Source organism: Bacillus sp. FSL K6-2944, from assembly GCF_038005385.1.
In the GTDB taxonomy this organism is placed as follows: Bacteria; Bacillota; Bacilli; order Bacillales; family Bacillaceae_G; genus Bacillus_A; species Bacillus_A cereus.
Genome location: NZ_JBBOTE010000001.1, coordinates 356,813 through 375,693 on the forward strand (window position 1 = coordinate 356,813; position 18,881 = coordinate 375,693).

Consider the following 18,881-nt stretch of genomic DNA (forward strand, 5'->3'; position numbering starts at 1 on the left):
AACTTCTTTTTATTTCAATAGTTTTGAGTTGAATTTGTAACATGATAATAAATTTTTTTCATATTTAAAGTTCATTTCAAAATATCTTCCGCCTAATTGGCAGGGCATGTTATTTGACGATTACTTTGCCTGCCATTCCTTTAAGAAGATGGTATCGACATATTAATTCATATGTACCAGTATTTTTAGGTTTCACGGTAATATTCTTTTCTTTTCCTGACTCGATTACGACGTCAATGCCGAGTTTTTTCACTGTAAAGGTGTGCTCGTTTTTACCTTTATTTTTCAATAGTAATGTTGTTGATCCTTCAAGCGGAATCGTGATAACATTTGGATTAAAGTAATCATCATTTAGTTCAACCTCAATCACTTTCGTTAAATCGGTGGGGGATGTTACGACAGTAACTGAGGCAAATACATGGGAGGATCCTAAAGACATCCACCATACAATCATTACAAGCAAACTGCTGAATCGAAATAACCACCTGTTCATAGACATCTGCAATTCTCCTTTGTTAAGTACTTTCCTCAATTAACCTGCATCATTAGTTTAAGAGTTATACTATACAGTTAAATGGATTACAGAAAAAATTAACTTGGACTTTTTTAGCATGCGTTGAAAAAACATGTATCTTTTCAGGATTGAATTCTCCATAAAAACTGTATAGCATATATACTCTCGTGTTAAATTTCATATACCGTAATAAGAATAAAAAATTATTTTTTCAAAAAAATGTAGTAATTCCTTTTTGTAGTTTGCTATAATTAGTTCGAATGTGGGCAGTATCAGAGCGAACTGCACCATGATTCGAAGTCATACGAAAAATAATAACTTGGATTCTGCCTTGATCCAATAACGGACTGGGACAGAGGGATGAATAATGCCGACTAACACACAACCCTTCTGCCCTTTTATGGTCAGAGGGGTTTTTTATATGATTTCGGCCATCTCCTCTCTCCTGCATAAAGGAGGAGTAGTTTTTGAAAACAAAAACAGATTTTTTGAAGATGAAAGAGCAAGGTGAGCCGATTACAATGCTAACGGCGTATGATTATCCATCTGCTAAATTAGCAGAAGAAGCTGAAGTTGATATGATTCTAGTTGGAGATTCTCTTGGAATGGTTGTACTCGGATACGATTCAACAGTACCTGTAACAGTAGAGGATATGATTCATCATACGAAAGCTGTACGCCGTGGAGCGAAAGAGACGTTTATTGTAACTGATATGCCATTTATGTCGTATCACGTATCATTACAAGAAACGATGGTGAATGCACGTCGCATCGTTCAAGAGAGCGGGGCACACGCACTGAAGGTAGAAGGTGCTGGAGAAGTTATATCGACGATTCAATATTTGACGAACGCAGGAATTCCTGTTGTAGCGCATTTAGGTTTAACCCCTCAATCTGTAGGAGTGTTGGGTGGATATAAAGTGCAAGGAAAAGATGCGGAGAGTGCAAAAAAATTAATAGAAGATGCAAAGAAATGTGAAGAAGCTGGTGCAATAGCGCTTGTGTTAGAATGTGTACCAATGCAGTTAGCAGAACTTATTTCAGAGCAACTAACAATACCAACAATTGGGATTGGTGCAGGACAAAAAGTAGATGGGCAAGTGCTTGTTTATCATGATCTTATCTCATACGGCGTAAATCGTGTTCCGAAATTTGTGAAGCAATATACGTCTGTTCAAGAGGAGATTGTGCGTGGGATTTCACAATATGTTACTGAAGTAAAGACAAGGCAATTTCCTGAAGAAAAACATTCGTTCACAATGAAAGAGGAAGAATGCTTAGCGTTATACGGAGGAAAACAATAATGAAAATCGTAACTACAGTGCAAGAGATGCAGCAAATTACAAGCGAACTTCGTGCAAGTGGAAAGAGTATTGGTTTTGTTCCAACAATGGGTTATTTACATGAAGGCCATGCTACTTTATTACGTAAGGCAAGAGAAGAAAATGAAATTGTAGTTTTAAGTGTATTTGTAAACCCACTACAATTCGGCCCAAATGAAGATTTAGATCGATATCCTCGTGATATTGATAGAGATGAAAATGTAGCAAAAGAAAACGGTGTAGATTATTTATTTTATCCGAGTGTAGAAGAAATGTATCCAGCAGAACAAACAACAACAGTAGAAGTTGTGAAGCGCACGGACGTATTATGCGGTCAACAAAGACCTGGTCATTTCGCTGGTGTTGCAACTGTACTGATGAAACTATTTAATATTACGGTGCCAACGCGTGCTTATTTCGGTATGAAAGATGCTCAACAAGTTGCAGTAATTGAAGGATTTGTAACTGATTTCAATATTCCAGTTACAATCGTACCAGTTGATATTGTAAGGGAAGAAGATGGTTTAGCGAAAAGTTCTCGTAACGTGTACCTATCACAAGATGAACGTGAAGAAGCTCTTCATTTATACCGCAGCCTATGTATAGCGAAAGAAAGAATTGAGGCAGGTGAACGTAATCCGGAAATCATTACAAATCTTGTGAAAGATTATATTGAGACGCATACGAAAGGCACTGTAGATTATGCGGATTTATATGCATATCCGTCATTAACAATGGTAGAGAAAGTCGAAGGAAGAATCATTTTAGCTATTGCAGTTAAGTTTGAAAATGTAAGATTAATTGACAATATAACATTAACGGTTAAATAAGGGGGAGCATCTATGTTTCGCACAATGATGAGAGCAAAGTTACATCGTGCAACTGTAACGGAGGCAAATTTAAATTATGTAGGTAGTATTACAATTGATGAAGACTTAATGGATGCAGTAAATATTGTAGAAAACGAAAAAGTCCAAATTGTAAATAATAATAATGGTGCTCGCTTAGAGACATACGTTATTAAAGGGGAACGCGGTAGTGGTGTTGTTTGTTTAAACGGTGCGGCGGCAAGACTTGTACAACCAGGGGACAAAGTAATTATTATTTGTTATGGGCTAGTTACGGAAGAAGAGATTCATACACAAGAACCAAAAATTGCAGTACTAGACGATAATAATCAAATTATTGGAATGTTAGGTGCTGAAAAAGCGGGTACGATATTATAAGTAGAAAGGCTATCTCCATTGCGGAGATAGCTTTTTTGTGCATCTTTTCATTAAGATGAGATAAAACGTGGTATAGTAACATTATATAAATTATTGTTGTTTGAAAGGTAAGAAATTGAGGTGTTACATATATGAGTAAGCGTTATGTCGTTGTTGATTTAGAGACGACAGGGAACTCCTGGAAAGATGGGAAGGATAAAATTACCCAAATTGCAGCTGTTGTAGTAGAAGATGGAGAGATATTGGAGATTTTTTCGTCTTTTGTTAATCCAAAGAGAGAGATCCCACCATTTATTACAGAATTAACAGGGATTGATGAAAGTCTTGTAAAACAAGCCCCGTTATTTCAAGATGTAGCCCCGATGATTGTTGAGCTATTACAAGGTGCGGCTTTCGTTGCGCATAATGTTCACTTTGATTGGAATTTTTTAAATGAAGAATTAAGGCAAGCTGGATATACAGAAATACATTGTCCGAAAATCGACACGGTTGAATTGGCTCAAATTCTTTTGCCGACAGCCGATAGTTATAAATTACGTGATTTAGCTAAAAAGCATGAACTAGAGCACGATCAACCACATCGTGCGGATAGTGATGCTCTTGCAACAGCGGAATTATTTTTACAATTTTTAAATGAAATTGAAAAGTTACCACTTGTCACGTTGCAATCGCTTTATGAATTAAGTGATGTGTTCCAAAGAGATATAGCTGATGTGCTTTCTGAAAATATTTTAAAGAAAGTAATGCACGGTAAAGAAGATATAGCGGAGTATGAAATACATCGAAATATTGCGCTGAAAAAGCGGAACTATTCCTTAAACCTTGGAGAAACGTGTTCATCAAAGTTTGATGCTTTCTTGAATAAAACGATGGATAAATTGGAATCACATATGCCAAAGTTTGAAAGAAGAGAAAGTCAACAACTGATGATGAAAGAGATATATACGGCGTTAAGAGATTCTCGTTTTTCACTAATTGAAGCCGGTACAGGAACAGGAAAGACTCTCGCTTATTTGCTTCCTAGTCTTTATTTTGCAAAGAGAAAAGAAGAACCTGTCATTATAAGTACACAAACGGTACAACTCCAACAACAAATATTAGAAAAAGAAATTCCGTTATTACAAAAAATAATGCCATTTTCATTTGAGGCAGCTCTTCTAAAAGGAAGAAAGCATTATTTATGCTTACATAAATTTGAGTATGCTTTGCAAGAGGAAGAAAAAAATTATGATATGGCACTTACAAAGGCGAAGATTTTAGTTTGGCTATTGCAAACTGAAACAGGTGATCGAGACGAATTAAATATTCCTGAGGGCGGAAAGTTACTTTGGAATCGTATTTGTAGCGATGCGTATAGTCCAGGCGGTATGCAAAGTAATTGGTTTAGTCGTTGTTTTTACCAGCGAGCGAAGAATAAAGCTTTATTTGCAGATATCGTTATTACAAATCATGCGTTATTATTTCAAGATTTTTCAAGTGAAGAACCGTTGTTTGCTTCATGCGAACATATTATTTTTGATGAAGCTCACCATATTGAAGAAGCCGCGAGTAGAACATTGGGTGAACAGTTCTCTTGTATGTATTTTCAATTGGTTATATCTCGTCTTGGGACACTAGAAACAGAAGATGTGCTCTCCAAAGTATATAAAATGATGAAAAAATCAGAGCAAGCATCTCGTTCAACTTTCCGTATGATAAGTTATAGTTTGAAGGAACTTAAGTTTGATGCGGATGAACTCTTCCAAATGTTACGTACTTTTATATTTAAACAAACAAAGCAAGAGCAAGGAACGAATAATATGCCGCTCATCTATAGGTATAACGCAGAACTAGAAAAAGGTAAGTTGTGGGATAGTATCGTCGAATTAACAAATCGTTTTATATATGAATTAAGAAGGGTAGTAACTGCTCTTGAGAAGCAAGTGGATATATTGCAAAGTAAGTTAGAATGGGAGATGCATGTTGTAACAGGTGAATTTATGCATTTAATTGAGTTGCTGAGAAAGATGGCAGAATCATTACAGTTACTCGTATTAGAAAAGAATTCGTATGTAACTTGGATGGAGACTGAAACGAAAGGGACGATTCATTCAACAGTTCTATATGCACAGCCTGTTCATATTGGTGAAAGATTTGCTGATGAATTTTTAACAGAAAAAAAGAGTGTTATTTTTACATCCGCAACACTAACAGTTAACGATACGTTTGATTATATAAAAGAGGAACTTGGTTTACATGATTTCGCTCCAAATACTTTAAAGGTTCCGTCGCCATTTCGTTATGATGAACAGATGAAATTAATGGTGTCAACGGATGTACCTTTTATTAAGCAAGTAAGTAATGAGCGATATATTGAATCTGTATCGGAACATATTGCAAAGATAGCGAAAGCCACAAAAGGCAGAATGCTCGTTTTATTCACTTCGTATGAAATGTTAAAAGAAGCGTATGCGAATTTAAAAAATAATGATGAATTAGAGGGGTATTTATTACTGACCCAAAGTGTGAATAATAGAAGTCGAAGCCGCTTAATTCGAAAGTTTCAAGAATTCGACAAATCAATTTTATTAGGGACGAGCAGTTTCTGGGAAGGAATAGATATTCCAGGAGATGCCTTAAGTTGTCTTGTTATAGTCCGTCTACCATTTACACCTCCTCATCAGCCGATGATGGAAGCGAAAGGTGAGTGGCTAAAAAATCAAGGTGAAGATGTATTTGCTAAATTAGCGCTTCCACAAGCAATATTACGTTTCAAACAAGGATTCGGCCGCTTAATTCGAACGAATACAGATACAGGAACGGTAGTAGTGTTAGATCGTCGTTTGACGAGTTCTTCCTATGGAAAACGATTTCTACAATCGATTCCTAACGTACCTCTTTATGAAGGGCCATTAGAAGAATTGTTAGTACAATTAGAAGAACCACCAAATGAATAAAAATGGAAGAAAAATACGCCTGAAGTACTTATAAACTTCAGGCGTAAAAAATGTGGGTAGGAGGAATTTTATTTTTCTTACTTCTTGTATACAAAATGTGTTGGTTTTCGACTTGAAACCTTTTTTTGCTGTACATGTCCTGCTATAATAGATGGGTGATGAAGCAGGGGTTGTAAAGAATGTACTCTTATTGTAACCGCATTGCGTTCTTCTATAATTAGAAATTTTTGTGTAACGGAGGAGTTTTTTCATGGAGAAGAAAATCGAAGTACTATCAACGACGCGTATTAAATATTCGTCGGATTTGTATAAAATTGTTGATAGTTTAAATCGTACGTTAAAAGAGCAGGACCTCATGTTCGGACTAGCATTAGACGAAAAAGATAAAGAAACAGCTGTATTTACGATTTACAGAACGTAGTGATACAATGAAAAAGTGGATCTTTGCAATCATTATTGTTATCGTTGCTAGCGGAATATATGGGGCGTATGTTTATAATAAAGCGATGGGAAAGAAAATTCCAAAAGAGTCGAAATTTGTAGAAATTGCTAAAGAAAAAGCAAAGCTTACAAAGGTGAAATCTGTTGATTATTACAACGGAAAATCTGCATATATAGTCGTGCAAGGTACAGATGAAAAGGGAGAACAACTTATCGTTTGGGTGCCTGAGAAAAAAGGGGATACTGTAGTAAGGAAAAAGAGCGAAGGTATTTCTGAAAAAGAGGCTATACAAAGAACAATAGAGCAAGTCGGCAATGAAAGTAAGGAATCAAAAAGTAAGCCGAAAGAGATTATGAAAGTGAAATTAGGCTTTGAAAATGATGTACCACTATGGGAAGTTACATATATTGATGATGACAATCGTTATAGTTATTACTATCTTGAATTTAAAGATGGAAAATTTTTAAGACGATATAGCATTGAAAAATAGATGTAGGGGGAACTACAAATGAAATTAGCAAAGCGAGTAGCTGCTTTAACACCGTCTTCAACTTTAGAAATTACAGCAAAGGCACAAGCATTAAAAGCAGAGGGTCATGATGTAATTGCATTAGGGGCAGGGGAACCTGACTTTAATACACCAGAGCATATTATGGATGCTGCACATAAAGCGATGTTAGAAGGGCATACGAAGTATACACCAACAGGTGGATTACAATCGTTAAAACAAGAAATTGTGAAGAAATTTACTCGCGATCAAGGTATTGCGTATGATCCATCTGAAATTATTGTATGTAATGGTGCAAAGCATGCATTGTATACATTATTCCAAGTATTACTTGATGAGGGAGATGAAGTTATCATCCCAACTCCTTACTGGGTAAGCTATCCAGAGCAAGTAAAGCTTGCTGGCGGTAAGCCGGTTTATGTAGAAGGTTTAGAAGACAATGAGTACAAAATTACAGCAAAGCAGCTGCGTGAGGCAATTACAGAGAAAACGAAAGCAGTTATTATTAATTCACCGAGCAATCCAACAGGAATGATTTATAGCAAAGAAGAATTACAACAGCTTGGAGAAGTATGTTTAGAACATGATATTTTAATCGTTTCTGATGAAATTTATGAAAAATTAATTTATGGTGGCGTAGAATATACTTCAATTGCCCAGCTTTCTAATGCATTAAAAGAACAAACACTTATTATTAATGGTGTATCTAAATCTCATTCTATGACAGGATGGCGTATTGGATATGCTGCAGGAAATAAGCAGCTTATTAAAGCGATGACGAACTTAGCGAGTCATAGTACGTCAAACCCTACTTCAATCGCTCAATACGGCGCAATTGCGGCATATGCAGGCTCACAAGAACCTGTGGAAACAATGCGTCAAGCCTTTGAAGAGAGATTAAACATCATTTATGATAAATTAATTCAAATCCCTGGCTTTACTTGCATTAAACCGCAAGGTGCATTTTACTTATTCCCTAACGTAAAAGAAGCTGTAGCTTTATCAGGATATGCAACAGTTGATGATTGGGCAAAAGCTCTATTAGAAGAGGAGAAAGTGGCTCTTGTACCAGGTACAGGATTTGGTGCTCCAAATAATGTTCGCTTATCATATGCGACATCTCTTGAACAAGTAGAGAAAGCATTAGAGCGTATCCATACATTTATGAAAAGTAAAGTGCAAGCTTAATTTTATATTTCATTCATGTAATATAAAAAACCTCCCCATTAATAGGGAGGTTTTTTTGACGAATTGTGGCAAAAAGAAATAGCTAAAGGTGTGTTATACTAGAGAGCGAGGTGTTTGGTGATGAAAAAGAAAATGATGTTACAGTGGTTTGAGCAGGGAAGCATTGCAATTCCAAAATTACTTATGATGCATTATAAAAAATTAGGTTTAAATGAGACGGAATTTATGGTCGTACTTCATGTACACACATTTTTAGAATCAGGTAATTCGTTTCCGACTCCATCAGAGATTTCTGAACGGATGACGATAACGGAAATGAAATGTATGGAAGTAATTCAAGCATTGATTCAAAAAGGGTTTTTATCACTAGAAGGTGGACAAAGATCAGAAGCGATGATGTGCGAAAGTTATTCTTTACAACCGTTATGGGAAAAAATATTACATTTCTTAATGGATGAATCAATAGAGGAAGAGCAAAAAGAAAAAAAACAGCTGCAAGTAAATTTATATACAGTATTTGAAAAAGAATTTGGAAGACCACTTTCGCCGTTCGAATGTGAAACGTTAGGAATGTGGGAGGACCAAGATCAACATCATCCAAATTTAATTCAAGCGGCTCTTAGAGAAGCTGTAATGAGTGGAAAACTAAATTTCCGATATATTGATCGTATTTTATTTGAGTGGAAAAAGAATGGAATTAAAACGGTAGATCAGGCTCAAAATCAAGGTCAAAAATTTAGAGCGAATCAACAAAGAGCACAACAAATGACAAAACAAGAGACGAAATTTACTGGAAAAGTGCCTTTTTATAATTGGTTGGAGCAGTAATATAGGAGGAAAAATATGCTTAACAAAACGCAAATCCGTTATTGTTTAGACACAATGGCGGATATGTATCCAGAAGCACATTGTGAATTGGTTCATGATAATCCATTTGAACTTGTAATCGCGGTGGCGTTATCTGCACAATGTACGGATGTACTTGTAAATAAAGTGACAAGAAATTTATTTCAAAAATATAAAACACCAGAAGATTATTTAAGTGTTTCTCTAGAAGAATTACAACAAGATATACGCTCTATCGGATTGTATAGAAATAAAGCAAAAAACATTCAAAAATTATGCCGAATGTTATTAGATGACTATAATGGAGAAGTACCGAACGATCGAGATGAACTTACGAAATTACCAGGTGTAGGAAGGAAAACAGCGAATGTTGTAGTTTCCGTAGCGTTTGGAATTCCGGCAATTGCTGTTGATACACATGTGGAGCGAGTGAGTAAACGATTAGCTATGTGTAGATGGAAAGACTCTGTGTTAGAAGTAGAAAAAACATTAATGAAGAAAGTACCAATGGATGAGTGGGGAGTTACACATCATCGTATGATTTTCTTTGGACGTTATCATTGTAAAGCACAACGACCGCAATGTGAGGAATGCAGACTGTTAGAAGTATGTCGTGAAGGAAAGAAGCGAATGAAGGTGAAATAAAGGATGGAACGAGTTATAGAAATACCGAAAGAATTTCACTGTTTACCATTTTTTAAAGAAAGTGTAAATTTAATTAAGTATCATACAGACAATTCTTTTGAAGAGATAATACAAAATACTTACTTTATATTTGATATTGAAAGACAGTATGAGCCATGGAAGGAAATTGAAAACAGCATTCCAGTGATGTTGAATGTATGGAAAAATAAGCATGAAGACATTGCTATACTGTTTCGAAATAGAAATAAGCAAGAGGCTGAGGGACCAATGATTCTTTTTGCAGCTCACTTGTTATCGGTTGTCTATTGGCTAAATGAACAACCTGTTCATAGTTTGAATGAAATGCAAATAAATACGAATAAATTAAAAGTGCAACCTGTTAATTTTATGGAAAGATATTCATTCATTATAAAGAAACCGAGTAATTATCATTCTTATATTCAATTAGCGCAGTTGTATATCGAAATAGAAAAGCTGTATGTAAAGAAAATGATAACAAAAAAGAAGTCCGCTTCTCGTTAAGAGAAACGGACTTCTTTTTTTGTATATTAGGACTCTGTTGTAACAACAGCACCGTCTGCGTGAGGTGTATCTCCTCCGGGATTTTGGTGTTGCTGTTCTTGTTGTTTCTTAGCCTCTTCTTCAGCTTTTTTCTTGGCCTCTTCTTCAGCTTTCTTCTTAGCTTCTTCTTCAGCTTTCCTTCTAGCTTCCTCATCAGCTTTCTTTTGAGCTTCTTCTTGCTGTTTACGTTGTTGTTCTTGCTGTTGTTCTTGTTGTTTCTTAGCCTCTTCTTCAGCCTTTTTCTTAGCTTCGTCTTGTTTTACTTTATCTTCATTAGCCTTTTTCTGGGCTTCCTCATCAGCTTTTTTCTTAGCTTCTTCATTGGCCTTTTTCTTAGCCTCTTCTTCAGCTTTTTTTGCATCTGGAGTTCCGCCAGGCGCAGTGAAGGATGCACCAACTGCTGGGCTTGTGCCAGTACCTTTTTTCGCTACTACAGAGAAGCTGTAAGTAACACCTGGTTTAATACCACCAAGAGTAGCTGTCGTACCACTTATTGATAGGCTACCACTTGAACCGTCAGTTGCTTTATAGCTGGCTGCATATGCATCAACTTCTGCTGGTCCAGACCAGTTTAGTGTAACTGTGCTAGCGCCATCAAAAGTGACATTCAGACCACTAGGGGCATCTACTTTAATTTGTTTAATTGCATCTTTTTTCGCACCTTTTACGTATAACTCTCCGTTTATTTCTTGTACAGAAGAAGGACGTTCAAAGCGTGATTTATCTGTAGCGAATTTGCTCATCATTACTTGGAACATTTGCTGTGCAATTCTAGTGGAGCGATCGCTAACATAATTTTTTGGACCATCTTTTTCGTAACCGGTCCAAACAGCCATTGTGTATTGTGGCGTATATCCAGCAAACCAGCTATCTCTGTTTGCATCAGCTGGGATGTCATATTTTTGAAGAACTGATTCATCAAAGTTTTGTGTTCCTGTTTTACCTGCTACGTCAACACCTGAAACGTATGCTGTTGGACCTGTACCACCAGAACCAGGTTTTACTACGTCACGAAGAACGTCAGTAACCATATAAGCTGTATAGTCTTGCATTGCGCGATGTTCTTTCGGTTTAAAGCTTTTCTTTTTCCCGTCCGGGAAGGTTACTTCTTTTACGAAGTGTGGTTTATTATAGTTACCACTATTACCAAAGGTTGCATATGCACCTGCTACTTCTAATGGAGAACTATCGTTACTACCGATTGCTGTTGATTCGTAGACTTTTCCTTCTTTAAAGGTCATGCCTAAACCTTCAGCAAATTCTTTTGACTTATTAAGACCAACTGTTTGTGCTGTCTTTAAAGCTGGAATGTTTAATGACTTTTTCAAAGCTTCACGTAGTGAAACGTCACCTTTGTAACTCTTTGTTGCATTTTGTATTTTCTTACCATTGGAATACGTATACTCTGAGTCGTTTAATTGATGGTATGTAGACCATTGTAAATTTTCAATTGCCGGACCGTAGTCGAAAATTGGTTTCATTGTTGAACCAACTTGGCGTTTTAAATCAGTTGCCATATTATGACCTTTGAAAGTAGACTTACTTTCTTTACGTCCAGCACCAATTGCTCGAACTTCTCCAGACTGTGTATCCATAAATACGAATGACCCTTGGAATTGATCGTCCGGATACTTAATAAGATTGCCATCCATAATTTTGTCGGCGTAATCTTGAGCATCTTGATCAAGTGTTGTATGAATCGTTAAACCATCTGAACCGATATTTACATCAGGATATTCTTTTTCAACTTCTTTTACAACCGCATCTAAAAATGCTTGATACTTCATCTCAGTTACTTCTGAAGACGGTTGAAGGCCCTCGGTTACTGGAATCTTAACGGCGTTATTCATTTCTTCTTTTGTTATATAACCATGTCGATTCATTAATGATAATACGACATTACGACGATTTGTTGCTCGTTCAACATTTTCCTTTTTTGTTGGATCATAAATGTTTGGACCTTGGGGTAAACCAGCGAGCATAGCAGCTTCATGTAATTGCAAGTCTTTTAAATCTTTACCATAATATTTTTGCGCTGCTGTCGCAATACCGTATGAACGGTTACCTAAATTAATCTTATTTAAGTACATTTCTAAAATCTCATGTTTAGAGTATTGTTGCTCTAATTTGTAAGATAAGTACCATTCTTGTACTTTTCTTTTAGCAGTTTTGTCCATCGTTAGAAAGTAGTTTTTAACGACTTGCTGTGTAATCGTACTACCACCTTGGGAACCGAAACCACCAGTGACATTTTCCATAACTGCTTTTGTAGTTCGTTTAAAATCAATTCCATTATGATCATAGAAACGCGAATCCTCAGTTGCAAGGAATGCATTTTCAACTACTTTTGGAATTTGATCATAAGTAACGTGTGTTCGTTTTTCAGCACCGTATTCATAGAAGAAATTCCCGTTTTTATCAAGAAACTTTGTTGATAAAGGATTAACAAGTTTGGCTTTGTCTAATTTTGGAGCATCCTTTACCATAACAAAGAAAGCGGAAACGCCGGCTACAAGACCAACGATACCAAGAAGTAGACAACCTATAAGAAATTTCTTGAAAAAGGAGCCTTTTTTCTTTGGTTTTTCTTCTTTATGTGTTTTTTTCTCTTGATTTTTCACATGATTTCGTTCTGTACGAGAACGATAATTATCTGACATTATACTTTCTCCTACCTTTCATTCTCTCCCCCAAAAGTCGAAAAAAGAGCCTTAGTGATGACTCTATCACGAAAAATAAACCATGTCTAGTACACGGATATAGTCAATCCGAGGGTGATAACCGCATGATAATAAGGATCCATGCTCTTCTATTTCTTCTTTCGTAATCGACTTGCGTCCACCAGTATTTTGACGATTCCAAAATGCAATAATATGTTTTGCATCTAGTAAATAAAATTCATCAAAAAGTGTAAATTTAATAATAACAAATGCAATTCCATTATGAGCAACCACTTGCTTCATATGTTCAATTTGATGAAGGTGGAAGTTTTGAAGTGGGAAACTAGTTTTATTTTTTGTTTCCTTTGCTTCAAAATCGATGTATTTCCCTTTGTATACACCGTTGTAATCTGTTGTAGAAGGTTGTTTAAAATACGCTTCTTTTACCACTGCAGCACTTCGAGCGGGGTAATCTACTTTTACAATTTGAAGAGGTGTAGGCTTTTTATGTACACATGCAATATTATGGGTTAAGTAATATTGATTTGTTTCATTCAATTCCTCTTCAAGGGACATACCTCTATTACTATAAGTATGTGTTTTTATAGGTGTTTTTTGAGGTTGTGAAGCTTGATTATACCTTTTTCCATTTGGGTAACGAATGGTCATAGTGTGTCCACCCCCAACTTGCTAAGAATTACTTACAAAGGTGATTATATCAAAAAATGAAAAAAGATGTGACCTTTTTGATGAAAGGTATGATGACTTATTTATGTTTACATGGAATGATTATATGAAAATGAAACAAAATCGAGAAAAAAATTTTTGTACAGAGGAAGAAAAAGCAATCATTCACAATATTAAAAAGAAAACAGAAATAGCTAATGTGGACAATATTTCTCGGACACAATCTTATCAAGAATATTATTTAAGAAATAGTGAAATCAGGTGGGCCTTTTTAGCGAGTATGGTTTCGAGAAATGCGGGCTGGAATATGACTGATTTAGAAGGGAGATATTATGCTACTGTTTTACCTAGAACGGTAAAAAAACATTTATTTATTCTGTACGAACAGGCTAATTGGATTATTTTTTTAGATGCATTTCCTCAGCTATTATTGTATGAGGAAAGTAAGAAGAGACGTGCACCTCTCTTTCATTTGTTGCAATATTTCAACGTATCAATTTTTATGGAAAAAGAATGGTTACTTTTCTGGGAAAGAAGAGATATGAATAGGCTTATGACAGCGCTTATTATAAATGAACAAAATAAAATTCAAAAACCAGTCATTGAGAACACATATTTTAAAAAACATGTATTCCATACTGCACTTTTTAAAGTACAAGAAAGACTTCATATTAGTGCAGTTATCTTCCCAACAATTGAAGGGAGAATGTATGGATTTTCGGTTTATCAATTTGAAACGTTACAACAGCGCATAGAACTAGGAAAAAAATTAGCATGGTTATTGTTTCATCCAATTTATAATGGTTCGTTTTATAAGTTTGCATTGCAAACTACACATACTGGGTCTAGAGAAGATTATGAAGTTTACGCAAAGGAAACTCGAAAGTCTTATACGCCAACACTTAGAGATATTTATCCTGTTATTTTACATGAAGAAATAAAAATGAGAGATTGGTTTTGTGCAAATATGAAAATGAATGTGCTATTTGTACCTGAAGAACCTAAAGGGGAAGTTAATATAACAGAATGGTATAGAAGAAAGAGAGAACAAATCTATAGGCTATCTATCGCAAATCGTTTTGCTAAAAGGATGGATGAGTTCATGATATAATAAAAAAGAAGTCCCGTCTTCCATTTTGAAGACGGGACTTCTTAATTTGAAATAATCCTGCTATGTGTGCTACAACTTTAATCTCAAAACGTAATGCTAGTAGGAGATTAAGGGTGACTTGAAATTTAACTGTTCGTAATAAAGTCTCGCTTTATGTAGCAGGGAAGTTTGGACCATCTAGCTTTGGATTGCCAGTCTCGGGTTTATTTTGTTGTTTGTTTTGGTTTTTCTTTTTTTCATTTTTGTTCTTTGCCATTGTAATACACCTCCTTTTTGTATTGTTACCATTTCTATAAATGACATACGAAATGATTTCTTTGACGAATAACAACTAGTTTTGTCATGTGGGCAGGAGTGGTGAATCATTCGGCGAAATTACATGACAAAGGAAAAGCAAAGAAGGAGGCGTTTTGTATATGGCGATGGTTCAGAAGGAAGATGTAATGAAAAAAATGGATCAAATGTTAAGTTCTCTCGATTTGCTGGAAATGAATATAGGGATTAGAATGAATCATGCATTAAAGGATGCGAGTGAAAAAATATGCAATAAGATAGAAATAACAGAAATGCATATTGAACATATGGAAAATAAATTAGTGCATCACGAAGAGAAAGGGAATTGGGTAAAGACATTTCAAAACGTCGTAGTGAGTGCATAATAAGGTGGGAAAGAAATGAAGAATGAAGCATTAATACAGTCTTCAGAAAAACTCATGCAGTATAATAATGAAGCGAATGTAAAAAAGAGAGAACTAACCGAATACGACTTTTATAAGGATATGAAACCGTTTGTAGATATGGTAGATGAGGAATTAAAGAAGTGGAAAGAATTAGCTTATAAGTGGATTAAAGAAGAAAAGCCAAAATATATACATGTACAGCAAATTGATCAAGTATATGATAATTTACAAACGAATGTGTTGCAATGCTTTGTAAATAAAGGTAAAGGTAAACGATTCTTTGAAACACACCAAGCCATTTCGTATACTTTGCAAAATATAGTTGAGCAATGTAAATAACAAGAGGGAGAGCCCTCTTGTTATTTTTATGCTTCTGTCATTGTTGTAGGTTTTGTTGCGCCGTTTATTTCTAATTCTTTTATTAATGTTCGATAATCTGATATGCATATTTTTCCTTCGAGATACCAATGTCTCGCAAAGTCTAATAATTCATTTGCATTCTCTGTGCAATACCCCTTTTTTTGAGAAAACGCTTGTTTTAAATCCCCTAATACCATGTTGATTCCTCCCCCATGAGAATCTTCTTCTTCATTATCATAGCATGGAAGGGTTTTCTTTTTTAATTTTTTAAAAATTTAAACTTCCGACAAAAATAGACAGATACTCCATCACACATATTATTTTATAGGTACATATTATATATGTAGAAACTTATGTGAAGGAGGAGAGAATGCATGTTTCAACAACCTAACTTATATCAGCAAACGAATCCATATGCACAGCAAAATATGTACCAATATAATACGGATACATATTTACGGTATAATATGTATCCTTTCGAGCCTTATTATGGAAATCAAAATTATTATCAACCGTTTGAAGTGTCCTTTATGAATCAAGCTCAACAACCACAACAGCAGCAGCAACCTTATGTGAATCAAGCTCAACAACCACAACAGCAGCAACCTTATGTGAATCAAGCTCAACAATCACAAGCTCAGCAACCATACATGAATCAACCACAGCAGCAGCCTTATATGAATTCGCAATATTATATGCCACCACCATCTCCGTATGCTAATCAACAAGCGATGTTTTTTCCGCCAAAACAACCGTACCCGACGCAGGGTAAGCAAAAGCAACAACAGCCAAGTCAGTTTTCTAGTTTTGTTTCTCAATTTAAAACATCAGATGGTAACTATGATGTAAATAAAATGATGAATACAGCTGGACAAATGATGAATGCGATGAATCAAGTGACAGGTATTGTAAAGCAAGTTGGAGGCTTTTTTGGTAAGTGATGTTGAAGGATTGTCTATAAAAACAATGTAAATGAAATAAAGGACTAGACAAATTTCCTTGTAATAAATGGGTATATATAACAAACGGCTTTCTCTCTTTTCTCATACTGTAAAGTGTAATCAGATTTTTTTAACGAGAGAGGAGAGAAAAAACTATGCATCATTGTCATCCTTGCTTTGGAGGGCATAAGCCTACAGGACCTATTTGTACGACTGCTCCTGTCATTCATCCGACGAAACAATGCGTAACACACTCTTTTTCAACAACGGTGGTGCCACACATTTTCCCAACACATACAACACATGTACATCATCAACAAATTAAAAACCAAAACTTCTTCCCGCAAACAAATTCAAATGTAAATGTTGTGGACCCAATCGACCCAGGATTCGGTGGCGGATGTGGACCGTGTGGCCATGGTCATCATCATCATCACCACGGACATCAAATATCTCCATTTGGGCCAGGACCGAATGTATCACCGTTTGGACCAGGACCAAATGTATCACCGTTTTTACCAAACAATGTATCACCAGTAGGTCCAAATATCGGACCAAACGTTGGTGGAATATTTAAAAAGTAAATGATATGTTAGAACTAGCGAAATGCTAGTTCTTTTTTTGTAATTGGAGTGTTGATATGAAAGTTATTGCAGTAACAGGATATAAGCCATTTGAACTTGGAATATTTAAAAATGATCATCCAGGAGTGGAGTGTATAAAGAAAGCATTACACCGTAAATTAATCACTTTTGTAGAAGATGGTTTAGAATGGGTTATAATAAGCGGCCAATTAGGTGTAGAATTATGGGCTGCTGAAGTTGTTTTTGAAATGCAAGTAGAATATCCTGATTTAAAATTAGCGGTATTCACTCCGTTTTTAGAACAAGAAGAAAATTGGAAAGAAGATAATCGTGAATATTACGAATTTATTCTTTCTCAAGCAGACCATGTTGATAGTATCACGAAACGGAAGTATGAAAGCCCAGAGCAATTTAAATTAAAAAATCAATTTTTTATTGAAAAAAGTGATGCGCTTTTAGCGGTATACGATGAAGAAAAACCAGGAAGTCCCAAATATATTGTAGAATCAGCAAAGAAAAAAGGGGAAATAGAAAATTATCACAGTTATTTCATTCTTTTTTCTGATTTACAAGATATAATAGAAGAGGAACAGTGGAATAATGCAGAGTAATATGTAATATAGTACTCGTATATATGATTGACAAAAAGCATTGTTTCTGAAAAAATTTAGTTAATGAAAGTTTTGGTAAAAATTTGAGGTGAAGAAAATGATTTCGGATAAAATTAAATTAACAGCGAAAGATATTTTAGAAAAAGAATTTAAAACAGGTATGAGAGGTTATCAGCAAGAAGAAGTAGACAAGTTTCTTGATATGATCATTAAAGACTATGAAGCTTTCCACAAAGAGTTTGAGCAATTAAAGCAACAAAATGCTCGTTTAAAGCGTGAATTAGAGGAACAAAAACTAGCAGTAACGCAAGTTCCACAACAACCTGTACAAACACCAGTTGCACAACCGGTTTATAACAACACGAATACGGATATTTTAAAACGCTTATCTAACTTAGAAAAAGCTGTATTTGGAAGTAAGTTATACGAATGATGTAAGGTGGGAAAAGGTTTAAGCATTTTACATAGAAAAAAACGTTGCAAAATCTTTTTGTTTCCACTATACTAATGGATGTCATAACGTTTGGGTAATCGCTGCAACGCCAACGTTGTAGAGGAAAGTCCATGCTCGCACGGCCTGAGATGGCTGTAGTGTTCGTGCCTAGCCAATTCATAAGCTAGGGTATTCTGGCTGTAAGGCTGGTTTAACGGCAGGGAAAAAACCTAAGTCCTTTCGGATATGGTTTGACTACCTTTAAAGTGCCACAGTGACGAAGTCCTTGAAGAAATGATAGGAGTGGAACGAGGTAAACCCCACGAGCGAGAAACCCAAATAATGGTAGGGGAATCTTTTCCAAGGAAATGAACGACGGGAAAGGACAGGTTTTATAACCTGTAGATAGATGATTGCCACCGGAGTACGAGGCGTGGGCCGTTTGTAGTACAAAGGAACAGAACATGGCTTACAGAACGTTATGAACCAACTATGAAATAACTCAGCTCTCCTTTGTTAGAGGAGGGCTTTTTATTTGTATGAAGTTATAAAGTATGAGTTAAAATGGTTAATGAGAAAATTTTTCGTAAAATGTAATAATTAATAGGACCAATTGCTATTAATTA

General features: G+C 35.5%; 22 protein-coding genes and 1 other RNA gene. 18 read left to right on the plus strand and 5 right to left on the minus strand.

Annotated elements, in window-relative coordinates:
- Positions 1–109: 109 nt before the first annotated feature.
- Entirely contained in the window at positions 110–499 is a 390-nt protein-coding gene (locus MHH55_RS01980) for a cupredoxin domain-containing protein (protein ID WP_000062391.1), read from the minus strand.
- A 482-nt stretch (positions 500–981) separates the two neighbouring features.
- On the opposite strand from MHH55_RS01980, the gene panB reads away from it, so the two are divergent.
- The 10 genes from panB (at position 982) to MHH55_RS02030 (ending at position 10,149) form a co-directional block, all read left to right on the plus strand.
- Positions 982–1,818 carry a 3-methyl-2-oxobutanoate hydroxymethyltransferase gene (panB, locus tag MHH55_RS01985; protein WP_000851108.1) on the plus strand — a complete coding sequence of 279 codons (837 nt, stop codon included), beginning with the start codon at positions 982–984 and terminating at the stop codon, positions 1,816–1,818.
- Positions 1,818–2,666, plus strand: a complete 849-nt coding sequence (panC, locus tag MHH55_RS01990; protein WP_000707025.1) for a pantoate--beta-alanine ligase — start codon at positions 1,818–1,820, stop codon at positions 2,664–2,666. Before panB ends, panC begins: the two co-directional genes overlap by 1 nt.
- Before the next feature lie 12 nt (positions 2,667–2,678).
- Positions 2,679–3,062 (plus strand): aspartate 1-decarboxylase, encoded by a 384-nt coding sequence (panD, locus tag MHH55_RS01995; RefSeq protein ID WP_078186180.1) that lies wholly within the window; start codon positions 2,679–2,681, stop codon positions 3,060–3,062.
- Between the two features lie 131 nt (positions 3,063–3,193).
- The gene (gene dinG / locus MHH55_RS02000) at positions 3,194–5,998 is read left to right on the plus strand and encodes an ATP-dependent DNA helicase DinG (protein WP_000044949.1); all 2,805 of its coding nucleotides are present in this window, start codon (positions 3,194–3,196) and stop codon (positions 5,996–5,998) included.
- A gap of 250 nt (positions 5,999–6,248) precedes the next feature.
- Positions 6,249–6,419 (plus strand): YpmA family protein, encoded by a 171-nt coding sequence (locus tag MHH55_RS02005; protein WP_000412179.1) that lies wholly within the window; start codon positions 6,249–6,251, stop codon positions 6,417–6,419.
- Positions 6,420–6,426: 7 nt separating this feature from the next.
- Positions 6,427–6,930, plus strand: coding sequence for a cell wall elongation regulator TseB-like domain-containing protein (locus MHH55_RS02010; protein ID WP_000758739.1), 504 nt, complete (start codon positions 6,427–6,429; stop codon positions 6,928–6,930).
- Positions 6,931–6,948: 18 nt separating this feature from the next.
- Positions 6,949–8,136, plus strand: coding sequence for an aspartate transaminase AspB (aspB, locus tag MHH55_RS02015; RefSeq protein ID WP_000761560.1), 1,188 nt, complete (start codon positions 6,949–6,951; stop codon positions 8,134–8,136).
- Positions 8,137–8,256: 120 nt separating this feature from the next.
- The gene (gene dnaD, locus MHH55_RS02020; RefSeq protein WP_000728542.1) at positions 8,257–8,964 is read left to right on the plus strand and encodes a DNA replication protein DnaD; all 708 of its coding nucleotides are present in this window, start codon (positions 8,257–8,259) and stop codon (positions 8,962–8,964) included.
- A 15-nt stretch (positions 8,965–8,979) separates the two neighbouring features.
- Positions 8,980–9,627 (plus strand): endonuclease III, encoded by a 648-nt coding sequence (gene nth / locus MHH55_RS02025; RefSeq protein WP_000933034.1) that lies wholly within the window; start codon positions 8,980–8,982, stop codon positions 9,625–9,627.
- 3 nt (positions 9,628–9,630) lie between these two features.
- A complete protein-coding gene (locus MHH55_RS02030) occupies positions 9,631–10,149 on the plus strand; it encodes a YpoC family protein (RefSeq protein WP_000442652.1) in 519 nt (172 codons plus the stop codon).
- A 26-nt stretch (positions 10,150–10,175) separates the two neighbouring features.
- Here MHH55_RS02030 and MHH55_RS02035 read toward each other — a convergent pair whose 3' ends face one another.
- Positions 10,176–12,848, minus strand: coding sequence for a PBP1A family penicillin-binding protein (locus MHH55_RS02035; RefSeq protein ID WP_078186179.1), 2,673 nt, complete (start codon positions 12,846–12,848; stop codon positions 10,176–10,178).
- A gap of 66 nt (positions 12,849–12,914) precedes the next feature.
- Positions 12,915–13,517, minus strand: coding sequence for a Holliday junction resolvase RecU (gene recU / locus MHH55_RS02040; protein ID WP_000155598.1), 603 nt, complete (start codon positions 13,515–13,517; stop codon positions 12,915–12,917).
- A 103-nt stretch (positions 13,518–13,620) separates the two neighbouring features.
- On the opposite strand from recU, the gene MHH55_RS02045 reads away from it, so the two are divergent.
- Positions 13,621–14,646, plus strand: a complete 1,026-nt coding sequence (locus MHH55_RS02045) for a DUF2515 domain-containing protein (RefSeq protein WP_000495658.1) — start codon at positions 13,621–13,623, stop codon at positions 14,644–14,646.
- A 151-nt stretch (positions 14,647–14,797) separates the two neighbouring features.
- On the opposite strand, the gene MHH55_RS02050 is transcribed toward MHH55_RS02045, so the two are convergent.
- Positions 14,798–14,977 (minus strand): hypothetical protein, encoded by a 180-nt coding sequence (locus MHH55_RS02050; RefSeq protein ID WP_001987054.1) that lies wholly within the window; start codon positions 14,975–14,977, stop codon positions 14,798–14,800.
- Positions 14,978–15,062: 85 nt separating this feature from the next.
- On the opposite strand from MHH55_RS02050, the gene MHH55_RS02055 reads away from it, so the two are divergent.
- Together MHH55_RS02055 and MHH55_RS02060 are read left to right on the plus strand one after the other, a co-directional pair.
- Positions 15,063–15,305, plus strand: coding sequence for a hypothetical protein (locus MHH55_RS02055; RefSeq protein WP_001252036.1), 243 nt, complete (start codon positions 15,063–15,065; stop codon positions 15,303–15,305).
- 15 nt (positions 15,306–15,320) lie between these two features.
- Positions 15,321–15,665, plus strand: a complete 345-nt coding sequence (locus MHH55_RS02060; protein ID WP_000786939.1) for a YppE family protein — start codon at positions 15,321–15,323, stop codon at positions 15,663–15,665.
- Positions 15,666–15,691: 26 nt separating this feature from the next.
- Here the strand turns inward: MHH55_RS02060 and MHH55_RS02065 are convergent, their stop codons facing one another.
- Entirely contained in the window at positions 15,692–15,883 is a 192-nt protein-coding gene (locus tag MHH55_RS02065; protein ID WP_000242652.1) for a YppF family protein, read from the minus strand.
- A 177-nt stretch (positions 15,884–16,060) separates the two neighbouring features.
- On the opposite strand from MHH55_RS02065, the gene MHH55_RS02070 reads away from it, so the two are divergent.
- The 5 genes from MHH55_RS02070 to rnpB all read left to right on the plus strand — a co-directional run bounded on the left by MHH55_RS02070 (position 16,061) and on the right by rnpB (position 18,732).
- Positions 16,061–16,627 (plus strand): YppG family protein, encoded by a 567-nt coding sequence (locus MHH55_RS02070; protein ID WP_078186178.1) that lies wholly within the window; start codon positions 16,061–16,063, stop codon positions 16,625–16,627.
- A gap of 155 nt (positions 16,628–16,782) precedes the next feature.
- Positions 16,783–17,211: a CotD family spore coat protein gene (locus tag MHH55_RS02075; protein ID WP_000546270.1), complete on the plus strand. Its 429-nt coding sequence runs from the start codon at positions 16,783–16,785 to the stop codon at positions 17,209–17,211.
- A 56-nt stretch (positions 17,212–17,267) separates the two neighbouring features.
- Positions 17,268–17,822, plus strand: a complete 555-nt coding sequence (locus MHH55_RS02080) for a DUF1273 domain-containing protein (protein WP_000862908.1) — start codon at positions 17,268–17,270, stop codon at positions 17,820–17,822.
- Between the two features lie 97 nt (positions 17,823–17,919).
- Positions 17,920–18,255, plus strand: a complete 336-nt coding sequence (gene gpsB, locus MHH55_RS02085) for a cell division regulator GpsB (protein ID WP_000622431.1) — start codon at positions 17,920–17,922, stop codon at positions 18,253–18,255.
- Between the two features lie 86 nt (positions 18,256–18,341).
- Positions 18,342–18,732, plus strand: an RNA gene (gene rnpB / locus MHH55_RS02090) — RNase P RNA component class B.
- The last annotated feature ends 149 nt before the right edge of the window (positions 18,733–18,881 follow it).

Excerpts from the sequence above, each read along its gene's own strand:
- MHH55_RS01980 (WP_000062391.1), bottom strand. The coding sequence starts at position 499 with ATGTCTATGAACAGGTGGTTATTTCGATTCAGCAGTTTGCTTGTAATG.
- panC (WP_000707025.1), top strand. The coding sequence starts at position 1,818 with ATGAAAATCGTAACTACAGTGCAAGAGATGCAGCAAATTACAAGCGAA.
- panD (WP_078186180.1), top strand. The coding sequence starts at position 2,679 with ATGTTTCGCACAATGATGAGAGCAAAGTTACATCGTGCAACTGTAACG.
- dinG (WP_000044949.1), top strand. The coding sequence starts at position 3,194 with ATGAGTAAGCGTTATGTCGTTGTTGATTTAGAGACGACAGGGAACTCC.
- MHH55_RS02005 (WP_000412179.1), top strand. The coding sequence starts at position 6,249 with ATGGAGAAGAAAATCGAAGTACTATCAACGACGCGTATTAAATATTCG.
- MHH55_RS02010 (WP_000758739.1), top strand. The coding sequence starts at position 6,427 with ATGAAAAAGTGGATCTTTGCAATCATTATTGTTATCGTTGCTAGCGGA.
- aspB (WP_000761560.1), top strand. The coding sequence starts at position 6,949 with ATGAAATTAGCAAAGCGAGTAGCTGCTTTAACACCGTCTTCAACTTTA.
- dnaD (WP_000728542.1), top strand. The coding sequence starts at position 8,257 with ATGAAAAAGAAAATGATGTTACAGTGGTTTGAGCAGGGAAGCATTGCA.
- nth (WP_000933034.1), top strand. The coding sequence starts at position 8,980 with ATGCTTAACAAAACGCAAATCCGTTATTGTTTAGACACAATGGCGGAT.
- MHH55_RS02030 (WP_000442652.1), top strand. The coding sequence starts at position 9,631 with ATGGAACGAGTTATAGAAATACCGAAAGAATTTCACTGTTTACCATTT.
- MHH55_RS02035 (WP_078186179.1), bottom strand. The coding sequence starts at position 12,848 with ATGTCAGATAATTATCGTTCTCGTACAGAACGAAATCATGTGAAAAAT.
- recU (WP_000155598.1), bottom strand. The coding sequence starts at position 13,517 with ATGACCATTCGTTACCCAAATGGAAAAAGGTATAATCAAGCTTCACAA.
- MHH55_RS02045 (WP_000495658.1), top strand. The coding sequence starts at position 13,621 with ATGTTTACATGGAATGATTATATGAAAATGAAACAAAATCGAGAAAAA.
- MHH55_RS02055 (WP_001252036.1), top strand. The coding sequence starts at position 15,063 with ATGGCGATGGTTCAGAAGGAAGATGTAATGAAAAAAATGGATCAAATG.
- MHH55_RS02060 (WP_000786939.1), top strand. The coding sequence starts at position 15,321 with ATGAAGAATGAAGCATTAATACAGTCTTCAGAAAAACTCATGCAGTAT.
- MHH55_RS02065 (WP_000242652.1), bottom strand. The coding sequence starts at position 15,883 with ATGGTATTAGGGGATTTAAAACAAGCGTTTTCTCAAAAAAAGGGGTAT.
- MHH55_RS02070 (WP_078186178.1), top strand. The coding sequence starts at position 16,061 with ATGTTTCAACAACCTAACTTATATCAGCAAACGAATCCATATGCACAG.
- MHH55_RS02075 (WP_000546270.1), top strand. The coding sequence starts at position 16,783 with ATGCATCATTGTCATCCTTGCTTTGGAGGGCATAAGCCTACAGGACCT.
- MHH55_RS02080 (WP_000862908.1), top strand. The coding sequence starts at position 17,268 with ATGAAAGTTATTGCAGTAACAGGATATAAGCCATTTGAACTTGGAATA.
- gpsB (WP_000622431.1), top strand. The coding sequence starts at position 17,920 with ATGATTTCGGATAAAATTAAATTAACAGCGAAAGATATTTTAGAAAAA.